This is a genomic window from Nocardiopsis sp. TSRI0078 (genome assembly GCF_001905145.1).
Lineage (GTDB): Bacteria > Actinomycetota > Actinomycetes > Streptosporangiales > Streptosporangiaceae > Nocardiopsis.
The window spans coordinates 375881-392190 of the sequence record NZ_LWLB01000032.1; the positions used below are offsets into that span (position 1 = coordinate 375881).

Genomic DNA, 16310 nt, shown 5'->3' on the forward strand with positions numbered 1-16310 from the left:
CGAAAGGAGGAAGAACACATGGCTGACCCCAAGGGTTTCCTGAAGATCACCGAGCGCGAGCTGCCCAAGCACCGCCCGGTCGACGTACGCATCCAGGACTGGCGCGAGGTCTACGAGGACTTCGACCGGGGAACCGTCACCAAGCAGGCCTCACGCTGCATGGACTGCGGCATCCCCTTCTGCCACAACGGCTGCCCGCTCGGCAACCTCATCCCCGAGTGGAACAACCTCGTCCACACCCACGACTGGGCCGAGGCGATCGAACGCCTGCACGCCACCAACAACTTCCCGGAGTTCACCGGGCGGCTCTGCCCCGCCCCGTGCGAGTCCGCGTGCGTGCTCGGCATCAACCAGCCCGCCGTGACCATCAAGAACGTCGAGGTCTCCATCATCGACCGCGCGTGGGAGGAGGGCTGGGTCAAGCCCCTGCCCCCCACCACCCGCACCGGCAAGAAGGCCGCCGTCGTCGGCTCCGGCCCCGCCGGGCTCGCAGCCGCCCAGCAGCTCACCCGCGCCGGGCACGACGTCACCGTCTACGAACGCGCCGACCGCATCGGCGGACTGCTGCGCTACGGCATCCCCGAGTTCAAGATGGAAAAGCGGCACATCGACCGCCGCATCGCCCAGATGCGCGCCGAGGGCACCACCTTCCGCACCGGTGTCGACGTCGGCGTCGACATCACCGTCGACCAGCTGCGCGCCGACCACGACGCCGTCGTGCTCACCGGCGGAGCCACCGCCTGGCGCGACCTGCCCGCCAAGGGCCGCGAACTCGGCGGCATCCACCAGGCCATGGAGTACCTGCCCCTGGCCAACCGGGTGCAGGAGGGCGACTACGAGCGCCCCGCCATCAGCGCCGAGGGCAAGCACGTCGTGGTCATCGGCGGCGGCGACACCGGCGCCGACTGCGTGGGCACCGCCCACCGCCAGGGCGCCGCCTCGGTCACCCAGCTGGAGATCATGCCCAAGCCGCCCACCACGCGGCCCGAGAACCAGCCCTGGCCGACCATGCCCATGCTCTACAAGGTCACCAGCGCGCACGAGGAGGGCGGCAAGCGGATCTACTCCGTCAACACCCTGGAGTTCCTCGGTGACGACAACGGCGACGTCCGCGCCCTGAAGCTGGTCGAGGTCAAGCGCACCGACAAGGGCTTCGAACCCGTCGAGGGCACCGAGCGCGAGATCCCCGCCGAACTGGTCACCCTCGCCATGGGCTTCGTCGGCCCCCAGAAGGAGGGCATGCTCGAACAGCTCGGCGTGGAACTGGACGGACGCGGCAACGTCGTACGCGACGCCGACTACCACACCACCGTCGACGGCGTCTTCTGCGCCGGCGACATGGGCCGCGGCCAGTCGCTGATCGTGTGGGCCATCGCCGAGGGCCGCTCCGCCGCCGCCGGAGTGGACCGCTACCTCACCGACGACAGCACGCTGCCGGTCGCCATCCCGCCGACCGAACGCCCGCTGGTCTAGGAGGCCGGCCCGAGCACACACGCGCCGGGCGCGGGGGAGGAACACCCCCGCGCCCGGCGCGTCGCCGTCGTCGTCCTCGCCTCCTGGGCCGGCCCGACCCCCCTCACCCTCCGCAGGCGGCGCACGAGAACCCCCGACCCCGCCTGAGACGACGGCCCCACGGGCGGCGGCCGACGGATCCGCCGTCCACAGACCCCACCACACCCTGGTACGGCGAAGACCCGGCAGGAATACTGGAACCAGGGGAGACCACCCCACCACCCGCACAAGCCCACACCCGTGGCCGCGGACCACACCACCGCGAGGGGCCGCGATGACCTACCGGCTGATCGCCGACGCCGCCATGGTCGTGCACCTGGCCTTCCTCGCCTACGTCGCCCTCGGCGGCCTCCTCGCCTGGAGGTGGCCCCGCACCTTCTGGATCCACCTCGGCTGCGCCCTCTACGGGCTCGGCATCACCGTCATCGGCTGGCCCTGCCCCCTCACCCACGTCGAGAACCGGGCCCGCCGACGCGCCGGACAGGCCGGACTCCCCGAGGAGGGCTTCATCGACCACTACCTCACCGGCATCGTCTACCCCGCCGAACACCTGCTCACCGTGCAACTCGCCGTCGCCGTCGTCGTCCTCGCCTCCTGGGCCGGCCTGGCCCTCCTCACCCGAAGACGCAAACACCACACCGCCACGAACCGTACGTAAATATCGCGGATGGATTCGCCCGCCACCCATGCCGCCCACACCGACACGGACGTACCGTCGAAGACATGACCGTCGTGACCTGGGACTCCTTCCGCGCAGCGGAACACTTCACCATGCGCAGCGCCCGGCTGGTCGACCGACACCGGTTCGCCCACCTGTTCCAGAACGGACCCACCGACCCCGTCCGCTCGGCACTCTCCGCCTACCGCAACATCGACGGCGGCTACGGCAACGGACTCGACCCCGACCTGCGCGGACACGCCAGCCAACCCGCCTCCACCGGAATCGCCCTGGACTACCTCGACGACCTCGGACCCATCCCCACCAGCCTCGGCCACGGCATCTGCCGCCACCTCACCACCATCACCAACCCCGACGGAGGCCTGCCCCCCGTCATGCGCAACATCCGCTACACCGAGTCGGCACCCTGGTGGCAGCAACGCGAGGACTTCTCCAGCGACCTCGGACTCACCGCCCTCACCGCCGGATACCTCCACAAACACCACATCACCCACCCCTGGCGCGACAACGCCACCGCCTACTGCTGGAAACGCATCGCCGCCCTGCACTGGACCGACCCGCACGAGGCCATCGGCGTGTGCACCTTCCTGCAGAACGTCCCCGACCGCCACCGCGCCGTCCAGACCATCAACCGGCTCCACCCCATGATCCGCGCGGTCGTCGACACCGACCCCCGGCCCACCACCCACCAGCACACCCACAACGCACTCGACCTGGCACCCGACCCCGGCCACATCGCCCGACCGCTCTTCACCGACACCGAGATCGAACACACCCTCGACCTCATCGAACGGACCCAGCGCCCCGACGGCGGCTGGGACACCACCGGACGGCACTGGGACACCGCCGCCACCATCGAACGCGAGGGCATGCGCACCATCCGACTCCTGCGCGTCCTTCGCGCCTACGGCCGCGTCGGCGCCTTCCTGCCACCACCGCGCCGCGACCACTGACACCACCGGCCCGCACCCGCGCCACACGGCCACCCGCACACCCCGGCCCCGACCCGGACGACCACCCGCCCCCGGGACCCGCCCGGACGCCACGGGAACCCTTCCGGCGGGTCCCTCGCCCACACGGAGGGAAAGGCCCTAGTGTTCTGGTCCGTGACCGAACCCTCCACCCACACCGACACGACGGCGGCCGCCTACGACGCCGTGGCGGTCCGCTACGCCGCCTACGCCCGGGACGAACTCGACGCCCTTCCGCTGGACCGCGCGGTGCTCGCCGCGTTCGCCGAACTCGCACGGACCACCGGCACCGGACCCGTCGCCGAACTGGGGTGCGGCCCGGGACGCGTGACCGCGCACCTGCGGGACCTGGGACTGGACGTCTTCGGCCTCGACCTGTCGCCGGTGATGATCGACCTCGCCCGTCAGGCGTACCAGGACCTGCGCTTCGAGGTCGGCTCCATGGACGCCCTGGACCTGGCCGACGGCACGCTGAACGGCATCGTGTGCTGGTACTCGGTCATCCACACCCCGCCGCGGGACCTGCCCTCCCACCTCGCCGAGTTCCACCGGGTGCTCGCACCCGGCGGCCACCTCCTGCTCGCCTTCTTCGAGTCGGAGGGCGGCCCGGTCGCGGCGTTCGACCACCAGGTGACGACGGCCTACCGGTGGCCGATCGACGACCTCGCGGGACTGGCCGGCGAGGTCGGATTCACCGAGACCGGACGCATGCTGCGCGAGCCGCGCGAGACGGAACGGCACCGCCGGGGCCACCTGCTGATGCGCAAGGACGCACACCCCCGATGACCACCCGCCCGCGCGGGAGCCCCGGGCCCCGCGAACGCGGCCCGGGGCGGCACCAGAGGGGCCCTCGGCCCCGATCCGGGGCCAGGACCTGTTCTTCCGAACCGGGTCCTTCGCCCATGGGGGTTGTCCGGGCGCCCGGACACGGACCGGAGCGAAGCGCGGGCCTTGGGAGGACCGCCTAACCCAACGCCGGGAAGCGCACCCCGGCCGCCTCCAGGGCACCGCGTCCGGCGTCCGAGCCGGAGCGGCCCGTCGCGGCGCGCACCGCCGCCACCCCGCCGGCGCGATCCGACAGGGCCCCGGGCAGCACCCGCTCCACGACCCCGCCGTCACAGCCCCCGAACAACAACCGCACCACCACGGCCAGCGCCTCGTCGGTCAACCACGGATCCCGGCCCAGCGCGTCCGCCAGATCCAACCCGTGCACCCCCAGCTCCACCACCCGCGTCACCAGGAAGTCCGTCAACAGCATCGGATCACCGTGCCGCGTCACCACCACCCGGTCCACCGGCTCCGCCGCCATCCGCACGGCCAGCTCCGCCCAGGACGCCCCGAGCACCCTCCCCGACTCGCCCGCGTCCGCCCCGCGCGCCGCCGCCTCCAGCGCCGACCCCACCCGTTCGGCGTTCACCTCCGGAGAAAAGCGCACGTCCGGCGCGTAGTACCCCGCCGCCGACACCGACGCGGCCCCCTCCGGCGTGTCGGCGTCCAACATCACCAGGACCCGCTGCAGAGCACCCACCGTGTGCATCGCCAGCGCCGCCACGTCCCACGGCGCACACCGCGTCGGCAGCACCGCCTCCCCCTCGGACAACCCCAACAACACCGGTTCTAACACGCTCACCTCGGACGAAAGGGCGGAAACCACCACATCACGCTCAGACACGACGCACCTCCCACAGCCACGGCAACCACACACAACACACCGACACGCCAACCCGAATCCATCACCCAGGGTCACCGAATTCGTCGCCACGCCACCTCACACACACCCACTCGCAACCTGGTTTAGACCACTGCATCCCCCAAACGCTCTAGAGTGTTAGGCGTGACACGTCGAGCAAAAATCGTCGCGACCCTCGGCCCCGCCACATCGAGCCCGGAAGTCCTCCGCAAGCTCGTCGACGCGGGACTGGACGTCGCCCGAATCAACCTCAGCCACGGAACCCACGACGACCACAGCGCCAGCCTCGCCAACCTCCGGCAGGCCGCTGAGTCCGCACAACAGGCGGTCGGTGTCCTCGCCGACCTCCAAGGACCCAAGATCCGCGTCGGCACCTTCGCCGACGGACCCGTCGAGCTCGACAGCGGCGACGAGTTCACCATCACCACCGACGACGTCCCCGGCGACGCCACACGCGTCTCCACCACCTACAAGGGACTCCCCGCAGACGTACGCCCCGGAGACCGCGTCCTCATCGACGACGGCCGCATCGTGCTGGAATGCACCAAGACCACCAGCACCGACGTCCACACCCGCGTCATCTTCGGCGGCACCGTCTCCAACCACAAGGGACTCAATCTCCCCGGCGTCGCCGTCAGCGTCCCCGCCCTCACCGACAAGGACGAGGCGGACCTGCGCTGGGCCCTCCACCAGAACGTCGACATGATCGCCCTCTCCTTCGTCCGCAGCCCCGCGGACGCCGAGGAGTGCCACCGCATCATGGACGAGGAGGGCATCACCCTCCCCCTCATCGCCAAGATCGAGAAACCCCAGGCCGTCGAACGCCTGCAGGACATCATCGAGGTCTTCGACGGAGTCATGGTCGCCCGAGGCGACCTCGGCGTCGAACTCCCCCTCGAGAACGTCCCCATGGTGCAAAAGCGCGCCATCGAGCGCTGCCGCGACAAGGCCAAACCGGTCATCGTCGCCACCCAGATGCTCGAATCCATGATCGGAGCCCCCCGGCCCACCCGGGCCGAGACCTCCGACGTCGCCAACGCCGTCCTCGACGGCGCCGACGCCGTCATGCTCTCCGGCGAGACCAGCGTCGGCAAGTACCCCGTCGAGACCGTCGAGACCATGGCCCGCATCGTCGGCGCCGCCGAGCAGGAGTCCCTGCGCGCCTCGCACATCCTCAACCGGGTGCCCGAGACCACCGGCGGAGCCATCGCCCGCGCCGCCGCCGAGATCGGCGCCACCGTCGGCGCCAAGGCACTGGTCGCCTTCACCATGTCCGGCGAGACCGCCCGCCGCCTGGCCCGCTACCGCTCTCCCATCCCGCTGATGGCCTTCACCACCGAACAGGCCACCCGCGGAAGGCTCTCCCTCACCTGGGGAGTCGAGAGCCACATCGTGCCCTGGGTCGACAACACCGACGACATGGTCCGCCAGGTGGAGAGCGAGCTCCTCCAGCTCGCCGACTACCACAAGGGCGACAAGATCGTCATCGTGGCGGGCAGCCCGCCCGGAACCGTCGGTTCCACCAACTTCCTGCGCGTCCACCGCCTCGGCGACGCCGTCGCCCTCGGAACACAGTAGGAACCAGGCGCCCCCCACAGGCGCCCACCGACGTGCCGCATCAGGTCCTGCCCGGAGGAAACGGCGTATGAGCCGCGCCGCCCACCGGGCCAGGACCAGGTGCGGCCGACGCCTTTCCACGCCCCGCGCAACCGGGGAGCAACCGCCTCCGAGAAGAACCCCGGCCCAAGCCCCGGAGCCCTCCGCGCCCCCCAGGTCCCTCGAACCCTCCAGGCCCCCGCCGGCCCCGGCTAGGACTCCTGGCCGGAGGCCACACCGCCCTCGGGCAGCACCCGCTCCAACGGCATGTCCCACGGCAACAGGTTCCACGGACTCCGCGGATCCTCCGACAACAGGCCCAGCGCCGCCCACACCCGGTCCGTACCGCCGTGGTCGCCCTCCACGCCCTTCTCCGGCCACAACAGGTACCCCGCGTGGAAGGCCGTCGACAACTGCTGCCACGACGAGTACCGGCGCTGCAGATCCGACGCCACCCGACGCAGCAGCGTCTGCGTCTCCACCGGACTCAACCAGTCCAACGACGCGCCACCGCACACCAGCCGGATCACGTGCACCGACTTCCACCACTGGTAGGCGCCGATCAGCACCGTCTCGTCCGCCTCCGTCACCCCCGTGACGGTCCGCAGCCGGGCCACCTGCTCATCGGTCAGACGCACCTGCGCACCCGTGGCCCGTCCACCCCGCTCCCGCGGAAGACGCGACCTGGCCACCCCGGCGCGCAGATCCACCACCAGGTCCAGCGACGGACCCGTGTGCAACTCCTCGAACAGGGCCTCGACCGCCTCACGCAGGGACTCCCGGTCGGTCACCCCCCACTGACGCTCCAGCATGCGCCGGTAGCGGCGGCGCAGCGAGGGCCGGGCCACCACGTCCCACGGCTCGGCCAGCGCCACCCGGAACGGCGCCGCCACGGCCGCGGCCCAGCGCTCGGTGCTCAGCGGGGCCTCGGGGTCCTTGGTGCGCACCGTCGGGGACTCCCGCGAGCCGATCACCAGCTCGGCGAAGGAACCGGCCACCAGCACGGCCACGGGCAGGAACGCCCACCCCGGCCGGCCCAGGGCCACGAGCAGGACGATGAGCAGCGCGACGGGGGCCAGCAGCCAGGGCTGGCGGCGCCTGGAGCCCCAGGCCACCACGACCCAGGCGCCGATAACCAGTGCGCCGACGATCCCGGCCACCGCGGTCAGCACCGGCTGCTCCTCTCCTGAGAACTCGCTTTCGGACTTCAAGGATCAAGGACGCGCGCCCGCGCGGGCGACCGAACCGACGGGTTGTACTCAGGTTGTGGCCGTGATGTGACCGGTTCAGCCTGCTTGCCCCGGCATAAAGTGACAAAAGGCCTATTTGGGGTGGTAGCGGCCGGGTAGTTACGGAGGTTCTGGCCCGTCTGTCCGGTCCCTCAGTACTTGGGGCCGACGAAGGCGTCCATCCGCGCCACGGCGGCCCTCCTCGACACGGAGACGACGATCCTGTCGCGTATCCGCGGTCGGGGGTTCACGTGGCGTTTCCAGGGGATCCCGAGGTGGTCGAGGGCGGCGGTGAACAGGTCGACGATGTCCCGGGACGCGTTGAGGAACTGGTAGCGGGGGTACTCGTAGTACTTCCACTCGCCGCGGACTCGCCTACGGACCCTGTTGTCGATCCGGCATCCGTCGGAATGGATCAGCCCTCGGACGAACGGTTCGGGGAGGGCGTCAACGATCTCCGACTGCCAGGGCTCCAGGACGATGGCCCGGTCGTGCTTCTTTCCGGGACCATGCTGGGGGAAAAGACAGGGCCAGTGCTTCCAGTCGCTGTAGACCTCGGTGCACCCGACACAGCGGACCCGTCCCACCGAATGCCCCGGGAGGACCTCGGCCATGCTGGCCTCGCACGTTCGGATGAGACCGGGCCAGGAGTCGCCGCAGTAGATCCTCAGCCGCCACACACCTCGGCTTCCGTCACCGGCGAGGTTGATGGCGCCGTCACCGAGGTGCAGGCCCAGGAGATAGCTGTAGGCATCGGTTGCCACGGGTGGCCGGGGGAGGGGCTCACACCGGGGGCAGTCGCCGTTGTCCCGGTACTTCTCGATGAGGGAACGGTCTCGCGACCAGTTGCGGAGGGTGGATCGGTTGATACCCATGCGCTGGCTGACCTCGCTGTAGGAGATCCCGGAGTCGAGCATGGATATCGCCGAGCGGCGGACGTGTGATGGGTACATAGCGTGAATGCTTGCTCACGCTTGTGACATTCCGTCGATGAGGACACTACAGTGGGTTGGTAGGTCCGAAATGCCGAGAGCCGCCCTAGGTGGGGCGGCTCCGTACTTTTTGTACCCTGGGTGGGATTCGAACCCACACTGCGCAGGACTTGAATCTGCTGCCTCTGCCAATTGGGCTACCAGGGCTATTTTGGGGGCAAACCGGACATTCTGGCTGGTGTCCGTCCCCGTGTCAGAGACTGTCACTCCGCCAACGGTGGTGTCACGATTGACGCGCAGTGCCGGTCCCGACGGTCAGCATCCTAGCGGATCTCGGTAACCTCGTGTACGTGACGAGGACGCAGAGCCGTGTGGTGATCGCGGAAGACGAGGCCCTGATCCGCCTGGACCTCAAGGAGATGCTGGAAGAGGACGGCTACGCCGTCGTGGGCGAGGCCGGTGACGGCGAGACCGCCATCCGCCTTGCCCAGGAGCTCAAGCCCGACCTGGTGATCACCGACATCAAGATGCCGGTGCTCGACGGGCTGTCCGCCGCCGAGCGCATCGCGGGGGAGAGGATCGCCCCGGTGGTGATCCTGACCGCCTTCTCCCAGCGGGAGTTGGTCGAGCGGGCACGCGAGGCCGGGGCCATGGCCTATCTGGTCAAGCCGTTCAACAAGACCGACCTCGTGCCCGCGATCGAGATGGCCACCTCCCGCTACGCGGAGTTGGCCGCGCTGGAGTCCGAGGTCAGCAACCTCCAGGACCGCCTGGAGACGCGCAAGCTGGTCGAACAGGCCAAGGGGCTGCTCCAGAGCCGCCACGGGATGAGTGAGCCCGAGGCGTTCAGGTGGATCCAGAAGAACTCGATGGATCGGCGCCTGACCATGCGCAAGGTCGCCGAGACCGTCGTCGAGACCCTCGGGGGTCGGTAAGGAGCGCTTACGGTTCCACCTCCGTGAAGCTTGACGCAGGGGCCGCACCCGACCCGGGTGCGGCCCCTGCCGCTGTCCGGGGAGGGTCGGATCCGCGTGCGGCGCTCCACGCCGACCGGGTGCACATGTGTCCCTCCGAGCACGAAGAGTGCGGATGAATGTGCAGATCAGGCCTGTACGGGGGTGGAAACGAGACGGATGTTCAGGGTCAATCCGTCCTGGGTACCAGTTTGATCTCGTTTGCGCACAATGGGGTGACGGTTGGGTCACGTGGCTTTAGTGATGCTGAATGACCAGCCTAAATCGGGCTAAACTCACCGCACCGAACAGCAAAGGACATGCGGTGGCGAATGTGTTCATTCGGCACCGCCCCCCTCAGATGCGCAAGGAGCGCGCGTGCGCACACGCCTCGTGACCGTGCTGCTCGCCCTGATCACCGCCATCCTGGTGATCCCCGGGCCAGCGGCGACGGCAGACGAACAGGGCGGTGAGTCGCTGCACGGTCAGATCCTCAACCCGGACGACCGGGATCAAGGTGTCGAAGGCATCGGGATCACGGTCTTCGACGGTGAGGACGAGATCGGGGCGGGCGAGACCGACTCTGATGGAATGTGGGAAGTGGAGCTGCCCGGACCGGGCACCTACCGCGTCGTGGTGGACCAGGAGTCCGTCCCCAGTGAGTTCGTCGTACGAGAGGGCATCATCGTCGACGGCGAGACAGAGGTGGAGGTCGAGGCGGACGACCAGCGTCCCCTCATCATCGCGCTGGAGCGGCCGGGCGGGTCCGACGACGGCTCCGCCTCCCCCTCGGAGGAGGAGAGCGAGGACGCGGGTGCCGCGGCCGGGGACGACGAGGCGGTGGCGCCGGCGGCGGACAGCGGCGGCTCCTTCGGTGAGCGGTTCGTCCAGCTCACCGCGGCGGGTCTTCTGTTCGGCCTGGTGATCGCGGTCTCCGCGATCGGGCTCTCACTGATCTTCGGCACCACGAAGATGATCAACTTCGCCCACGGCGACATGGTGACCTTCGGCGCGATGGTCGCCCTGGTCTTCAGCACCGGGGCCGCGGGCCTGGGCAACTCCCTGCTGGCGATCTTCGCGGGTCTGGGGGTGGCGGTCCTCCTCGGCGGTTTCCTGGAGAACAGGCTGTCCCGGCCGGTGCTGGTCATCGCGCAGTGGACGGCGATCTTCGGCGGTATCGCGCTGGCCACCGTCCTCGGTGTCATGGGTGACGCGGTCGGCTGGAGCGTGCCCCTGTGGCTGGCCGCCGCGGTCGCGGTCCTCATGGGCGCGGTGCTGGGCGCGTCGATGGAGCGCTACGTCTGGCGTCCGCTGCGGCACCGCAACGTCGCGCTGATCCAGATGTTCATCGTCTCGATCGGTCTGGCGCTGGTCCTGCGCCACGTGATCCTGGTGCTCTTCGGGGCGGGCCGCAGCCGCTACGCCGGCTACCAGATCCAGGATCCGGTGCAGTTCGGCCCGGTGGCGATGCCGCCCCGCGACCTGGTGGTCATGGGTGTGGCGGTCGTGGTCCTGGTGGGTGTGGCCTGTCTGCTGCAGTTCACCCGTATCGGCAAGGCGATGCGCGCGGTCTCGGACAACCGGGACCTGGCGGAGTCGTCCGGTATCGACGTGGACCGGGTCACGCTGTACGTGTGGGGTCTGGGGGGTGGCCTGTCCGCGTTGGGCGGGGTGCTCTACGGGCTCAACCAGATCGTCGAGTACGAGATGGGCTTCCGCCTGCTGCTGATGATGTTCGCCGCGGTGATCCTCGGCGGTCTCGGCACGGCCTATGGTGCGATGGTCGGCGGTCTGGCCGTCGGCCTGGTGGCGATGCTGTCCACCCTGTGGTTCCCGTCCCAGCTCATGCAAGCGTGGGCTCTGGCCCTGATGATCCTCATGCTGCTGATCAGGCCCCAGGGTCTGCTCGGTCGGCGCGAGCGGGTCGGCTAGGAGAGACACGATGGATATTCTTTCGATCCTCGCCGAGTCCACCCGATCGGCGCTCGGCCCGATCGCGGCGATCTACGCGCTCGCCGCCGTCGGCCTCAACTTCCACTTCGGTTACACGGGGCTGCTCAACTTCGGCCAGGTCGGTTTCATGCTGGTGGGCGCCTACGGTGTGGGCGTCAGCGTGGCGGTGTTCGACCTGCCGCTGCTGGTGGGTTTCGGCGTGGGCCTGTTGTGCGCGCTGGTGCTGGCGCTGCTGCTGGGTGTTCCGACGCTGCGGTTGCGGGCGGACTATCTGGCGATCACGACGATCGCGGCGGCGGAGGTGTTGCGCCTGGTGTACCGGGCGGGCTTCGCCGAGCCGGTGACGGGCGGTGTGTACGGCCTGCAGAACCTGGCGTCGGGTTTCCGTACGCTCAACCCGTTCGACGGGGGTACGCGCTACGGCGTGGGCGCGTTGGCCTACAACGGCAACCACTTGTGGGTGCTGGTGGTGACGTGGGGCCTGGTGGCCCTGATGGTCGGTCTGACCTGGATGCTGATGCACAGCCCGTGGGGGCGTGTGATCAAGGGCATCCGGGAGGACGAGGACGCGGTCCGCAGCCTGGGCAAGAACGTGTTCGCGTACAAGATGCAGGCGCTGGTGCTGGGTGGTCTGATCGGTGCGATGGCGGGCTGCATGCTCGCGGTGTACCAGGCCTCGATCCAGCCGGACCAGTTCAAGCCGCAGGTGACGTTCTTCCTGTGGGTGATCCTGCTGCTGGGTGGTGCGGGGCGCGTGTTCGGCCCGGTTCTGGGCGCGATGGCGTTCTGGTTCCTGATGACCTTCACCGACGGTCTGCTCAAGGGGTTCGGTTCCCTGGGCTGGCTGCCGTTCCTGTCGGGCCCGGACTACGGTGCGATCCAGTTGGCCTTCGTGGGCCTGTTGCTGGTGGTGTTGATCGTCTTCCGGCCGCAGGGCATCATCGGCGACCGCAAGGAGATGCTGATCAATGTCAAGTGACGAGACGAGCGCCGGTGTGGACCGTATGGCCGGCGCGGAGCCGGTGCCGGGGTCGGCCAAGAGCGATCCGATCCTGGTGGCGGACGGTGTGCGGCGTTCCTTCGGTGGTCTGACCGCTGTGGACGTGGGGCACCTGGAGGTGCAGCGCGGCACGATCACGGCGTTGATCGGTCCGAACGGTGCGGGCAAGTCCACGCTGTTCAACCTGTTGACCGGTTTCGACCGGGTGGACGCGGGCCGGTGGACGTTCCAGGGCGGGGCGATCAACGGCAGGCGCGGCCACCAGGTGGCGCGGGCCGGGATGGTGCGGACCTTCCAGTTGACCAAGGCGCTGACCCGGATGACGGTGCTCGACAACATGTTGCTGGGTGCTCCGGGGCAGTTCGGTGAGCGGATGGCCGGTGCGTTCCTGCGTCCGGTGTGGCAGGGGCAGGAGCGGGCGAACACGCGGCGCGCCATGGAGTTGTTGGAGCGCTTCAAGCTGGTCGACAAGCGCGACGACATGGCGGGTTCGCTGTCCGGCGGGCAGCGCAAGCTGTTGGAGATGGCGCGTTCGCTGATGACCGATCCGGCCATGATCATGCTCGACGAGCCGATGGCGGGTGTGAACCCGGCGCTGGTGCAGTCGTTGCTGGGCCACATCACGTCGTTGCGCGACGAGGGCAAGACGGTGCTCTTCGTCGAGCACGACATGGACGTGATCATGGGTATCAGCGACTGGATCGTGGTGCTGGCGCAGGGGCGGGTGATCGCGGAGGGGCGTCCTTCGGACATCCGGTCCGACCAGCAGGTGATCGACGCCTACCTGGGTGCCCAGGAGGAGACGGCCGAGGCCCGGGGGAGTGACGATGACTGAGAACGTGAACCCGCTGTCGGAGCCCGTGGGGGCTTCGGCGGAGGCCGAGGAGGTCGCGGAGGTCCAGGAGCACCGCGAGGAGGTCCTGGAGCACGCCGGCGCCGAGGAGGCGGAGTCGGGTGGTCCGCAGGACTACCTTCTGCTGGCCAGGGACCTGGTGGCGGGGTACGTGCCGGGGGTGAACATCCTCAACGGCTGCACCCTGACGCTGACCGAGGGCGAGGTCGTGGCGATCATCGGTCCGAACGGTGCGGGCAAGTCCACGCTGATCAAGACGATCTTCGGGCTGATCCCGGTGCGTGAGGGCGGTCTGACCCTGCGGGGGTCGAGTATCGCGGGGCTGCCCGCGCACAGCCTGGTGGAGCGCGGTGTGGGTTATGTCCCGCAGACGCAGAACGTGTTCCCCTCGCTGACCATCGAGGAGAACCTCCAGATGGGGGCGTTCCTGCGGCCGCGTGCCTTCGCCGAGCGGTTCGGGGTGGTGGCGGGTCTGTTCCCGCTGCTGGCGGACCGGCGCAAGGCCAAGGCGGGGTCTTTGTCGGGCGGTGAGCGCCAGATGGTGGCCATGGGGCGTGCGTTGATGATGGATCCGTCGGTGCTGTTGTTGGACGAGCCGACGGCGGGTCTGTCGCCGATCTACCAGGAGGAGGTCTTCCAGCGGGTCAAGGAGGTCAACGAGACGGGTGTGTCGGTGGTCATGGTGGAGCAGAACGCCCGCCGCTGCCTGCAGATCTGTGACCGTGGCTATGTGCTGGACCAGGGCCGCAACGCCTACACGGGCTCGGGTGCGGACCTGTTGGAGGATCCCAACGTGATCGAGCTGTACCTGGGGACGCTCGCCAAGGGCTGATTCCTGGGAGGTGTGGGGCGGGTTCCGTGCGCGGGCCCGCCCCTCGCCGTGTTCTCGTGCCGCGGGCGGGGTCGGCGGCGGTCGTCCTCGGGCTGTTCCGGTGCACGGGGGTGCACTGGTGTCGGCGGGGAGATGGCGTAGCGGGACCGGACAAATTACCCTGGTGGTGCGAGCACGTCCGTGCTCGGCCGGGGCCTCGCCCGCACCGTGGGACCGGACGGCAGGGAGAACGCGGCCGCGGCACGGTGAACAGCCGGCGGCGGTCGTGGGAGGAATGTCGGGCCGGTGCCGGGTGTTGGGATCCGTTGAAGGGGACGGGACCCGCCGCGGCGGGCCGGTCCCAGACGCGACCGAGGGGTCGCCAGGCTAGCCGCAACCCCTTTCAGAGGAGCTTTACAACATGACGGTTCAGAGCGAGACCACCGAGGGGATCATCCTCACCGACGAGGCGTCTGCCAAGGTCAGGGCGCTCCTTGAGCAGGAGGGCCGGGACGACCTGCGTCTGCGCGTGGCCGTTCAGCCCGGTGGTTGCTCGGGGCTGCGTTACCAGCTCTACTTCGACGAGCGGGACCTGGACGGCGACGTCGTCGCCGACTTCGGCGGTGTGGAGGTCGTCACCGACCGGATGAGCTCCCCCTACCTGGTCGGGGCCACGATCGACTTCGTCGACACGATCGAGAAGCAGGGGTTCACCATCGACAACCCCAACGCCACCGGTTCCTGCGCCTGCGGTGACTCCTTCAACTAGGCGGACCGGGGGACAGCGAGCTCCCCGCTCCCGGCCTCGGCCGGGGCGGCGGTACCCGGGGGAGGGCGGCCCGTCCGTCCTCCCCCTTTCGCGTGTGCGGGGCCGGTCGGCCTGTGGAGCTCCGGCCGTACTGGATACCCTGGGGCGGTCCGGCCGGGTGCGTCCCGGCCATGCCAGCGTCCAGTCCGGTCCCAGACCGACACCTCCCACCAAGGAGCCTTCGTCCCGTGCGTATCGCGGTTGCCGGATCCATCGCCACCGACCACCTGATGTCCTTCGAGGGTCGGTTCGCGGAGCAGATCATCCCCGAGCAGATCCAGCAGTTGTCGCTGTCCTTCCTGATCGATGAGCTGGACGTGCGGCGCGGAGGCGTCGCGGCCAACATCTGTTTCGGTATGGGCCGGTTCGGTCTCGGGCCGGTGCTGGTGGGTGCTGCCGGGGCCGACTTCGAGGACTACCGGGCCTGGTTGGACCGCCACGGTGTGGACACCTCGGCGGTGTACATCTCCGAGTTGCGCCACACGGCCCGGTTCATCTGCACCACGGACCGGGACCAGAACCAGATCGCGTCGTTCTACGCCGGGGCCATGGCCGAGGCCCGCAACATCGAGTTGCAGCCGATCGCCGACCGTGTGGGCGGGCTGGACCTGGTCCTGATCGGTGCGGACGACCCGGAGGCGATGGTGCGCCACAGCGAGGAGTGCCGTACGCGCGGTATCGCCTTCGCGGCGGACCCCTCCCAGCAGCTGGCCCGGATGGAGGGTCCGCAGGTGCGCTCCCTGGTCGAGGGGGCCCTGTTCCTGTTCACCAACGAGTACGAGAAGGCCCTGGCGGAGCAGAAGACCGGCTGGTCCGACGCCGAGGTGCTGTCCCGGGTCGGTACCCGTGTCACCACGCTGGGGGCCAAGGGCGCCCGTGTCGACCGCCGCGGTGAGCCGAGTGTGCACGTGCCCGCGGCCGTGGTCGGTGGGCTGGTCGATCCCACGGGTGTGGGCGACGCCTTCCGCGCGGGTTTCCTGGCGGCCCATTCGTGGGGCCTGTCCCTGGAGCGCGCGGCCCAGGTCGGCAACGCGACCGCGGTGCACTGCCTGGAGGCCGACGGCCCGCAGGAGTACACGCTGACCGCGGACTCCCTGCTGGAGCGCCTGGAGAGGTCCTACGGGGCCGAGGTCCGCGCCGAGGTCGCGCCCTTCGTATAGGGCGCGGTGCCGGGTCCGGCGGGCTCCGCGAGGGGGTGCGGCGGCCCCGTGCCGGGGCCGTTGCCGGGGTTCGCTGGTCGTGGTGGTGTCCGCGAGCCCGTAGAGTAGTGAGTCGCGACCCGCACGACCCGGTCCGTGGACCGGGCCGCGCCCCGAACGGCCG

At 69.5% G+C, this 16310-nt stretch carries 15 protein-coding genes and 1 tRNA gene; 12 read left to right on the forward strand and 4 right to left on the reverse strand.

Annotated features, from left to right (window positions below):
- Window positions 1–18 precede the first annotated feature (18 nt).
- The 4 genes from A6A08_RS18755 to A6A08_RS18770 all read left to right on the forward strand — a co-directional run bounded on the left by A6A08_RS18755 (window position 19) and on the right by A6A08_RS18770 (window position 3948).
- Window positions 19–1473 carry a glutamate synthase subunit beta gene (locus A6A08_RS18755; protein WP_073703907.1) on the forward strand — a complete coding sequence of 485 codons (1455 nt, stop codon included), beginning with the start codon at window positions 19–21 and terminating at the stop codon, window positions 1471–1473.
- 313 nt (window positions 1474–1786) lie between these two features.
- Window positions 1787–2170, forward strand: a complete 384-nt coding sequence (locus A6A08_RS18760) for a DUF2784 domain-containing protein (RefSeq protein WP_073703908.1) — start codon at window positions 1787–1789, stop codon at window positions 2168–2170.
- A gap of 74 nt (window positions 2171–2244) precedes the next feature.
- A complete protein-coding gene (locus A6A08_RS18765; RefSeq protein ID WP_073704005.1) occupies window positions 2245–3144 on the forward strand; it encodes a prenyltransferase in 900 nt (299 codons plus the stop codon).
- Window positions 3145–3297: 153 nt separating this feature from the next.
- Complete coding sequence (locus A6A08_RS18770; RefSeq protein WP_073704006.1) at window positions 3298–3948, forward strand: class I SAM-dependent methyltransferase; 651 nt, start codon at window positions 3298–3300, stop codon at window positions 3946–3948.
- A 178-nt stretch (window positions 3949–4126) separates the two neighbouring features.
- Here A6A08_RS18770 and A6A08_RS18775 read toward each other — a convergent pair whose 3' ends face one another.
- The gene (locus A6A08_RS18775) at window positions 4127–4786 is read right to left on the reverse strand and encodes a maleylpyruvate isomerase N-terminal domain-containing protein (protein WP_242422717.1); all 660 of its coding nucleotides are present in this window, start codon (window positions 4784–4786) and stop codon (window positions 4127–4129) included.
- 210 nt (window positions 4787–4996) lie between these two features.
- Here A6A08_RS18775 and pyk point away from each other — a divergent pair, with 210 nt between their 5' ends.
- On the forward strand, window positions 4997–6430 hold the full coding sequence (pyk, locus tag A6A08_RS18780; protein ID WP_073703910.1) for a pyruvate kinase: 1434 nt from the start codon (window positions 4997–4999) through the stop codon (window positions 6428–6430).
- A gap of 230 nt (window positions 6431–6660) precedes the next feature.
- Here pyk and A6A08_RS18785 read toward each other — a convergent pair whose 3' ends face one another.
- The 3 genes from A6A08_RS18785 to A6A08_RS18795 form a co-directional block, all read right to left on the reverse strand.
- Window positions 6661–7620 (reverse strand): DUF1266 domain-containing protein, encoded by a 960-nt coding sequence (locus A6A08_RS18785; RefSeq protein WP_073703911.1) that lies wholly within the window; start codon window positions 7618–7620, stop codon window positions 6661–6663.
- Between the two features lie 209 nt (window positions 7621–7829).
- Window positions 7830–8630 carry a helix-turn-helix domain-containing protein gene (locus A6A08_RS18790; RefSeq protein WP_073703912.1) on the reverse strand — a complete coding sequence of 267 codons (801 nt, stop codon included), beginning with the start codon at window positions 8628–8630 and terminating at the stop codon, window positions 7830–7832.
- Window positions 8631–8742: 112 nt separating this feature from the next.
- Window positions 8743–8816: transfer RNA gene (locus tag A6A08_RS18795), tRNA-Leu, on the reverse strand.
- Window positions 8817–8980: 164 nt separating this feature from the next.
- On the opposite strand from A6A08_RS18795, the gene A6A08_RS18800 reads away from it, so the two are divergent.
- The 7 genes from A6A08_RS18800 (at window position 8981) to A6A08_RS18830 (ending at window position 16147) form a co-directional block, all read left to right on the forward strand.
- Window positions 8981–9544 (forward strand): ANTAR domain-containing response regulator, encoded by a 564-nt coding sequence (locus A6A08_RS18800; RefSeq protein ID WP_073703913.1) that lies wholly within the window; start codon window positions 8981–8983, stop codon window positions 9542–9544.
- Between the two features lie 396 nt (window positions 9545–9940).
- Complete coding sequence (locus A6A08_RS18805) at window positions 9941–11494, forward strand: branched-chain amino acid ABC transporter permease (RefSeq protein WP_073703914.1); 1554 nt, start codon at window positions 9941–9943, stop codon at window positions 11492–11494.
- Window positions 11495–11504: 10 nt separating this feature from the next.
- Window positions 11505–12494: a branched-chain amino acid ABC transporter permease gene (locus A6A08_RS18810; protein WP_073703915.1), complete on the forward strand. Its 990-nt coding sequence runs from the start codon at window positions 11505–11507 to the stop codon at window positions 12492–12494.
- On the forward strand, window positions 12484–13350 hold the full coding sequence (locus A6A08_RS18815; RefSeq protein WP_073703916.1) for an ABC transporter ATP-binding protein: 867 nt from the start codon (window positions 12484–12486) through the stop codon (window positions 13348–13350). The genes A6A08_RS18810 and A6A08_RS18815 overlap by 11 nt, the downstream gene beginning before the upstream one ends.
- Window positions 13343–14200: an ABC transporter ATP-binding protein gene (locus A6A08_RS18820; protein ID WP_073703917.1), complete on the forward strand. Its 858-nt coding sequence runs from the start codon at window positions 13343–13345 to the stop codon at window positions 14198–14200. The genes A6A08_RS18815 and A6A08_RS18820 overlap by 8 nt, the downstream gene beginning before the upstream one ends.
- Before the next feature lie 400 nt (window positions 14201–14600).
- Complete coding sequence (locus tag A6A08_RS18825; protein WP_073703918.1) at window positions 14601–14948, forward strand: iron-sulfur cluster assembly accessory protein; 348 nt, start codon at window positions 14601–14603, stop codon at window positions 14946–14948.
- 227 nt (window positions 14949–15175) lie between these two features.
- Window positions 15176–16147 carry a carbohydrate kinase family protein gene (locus A6A08_RS18830; RefSeq protein ID WP_073703919.1) on the forward strand — a complete coding sequence of 324 codons (972 nt, stop codon included), beginning with the start codon at window positions 15176–15178 and terminating at the stop codon, window positions 16145–16147.
- Window positions 16148–16310: the final 163 nt, after the last annotated feature.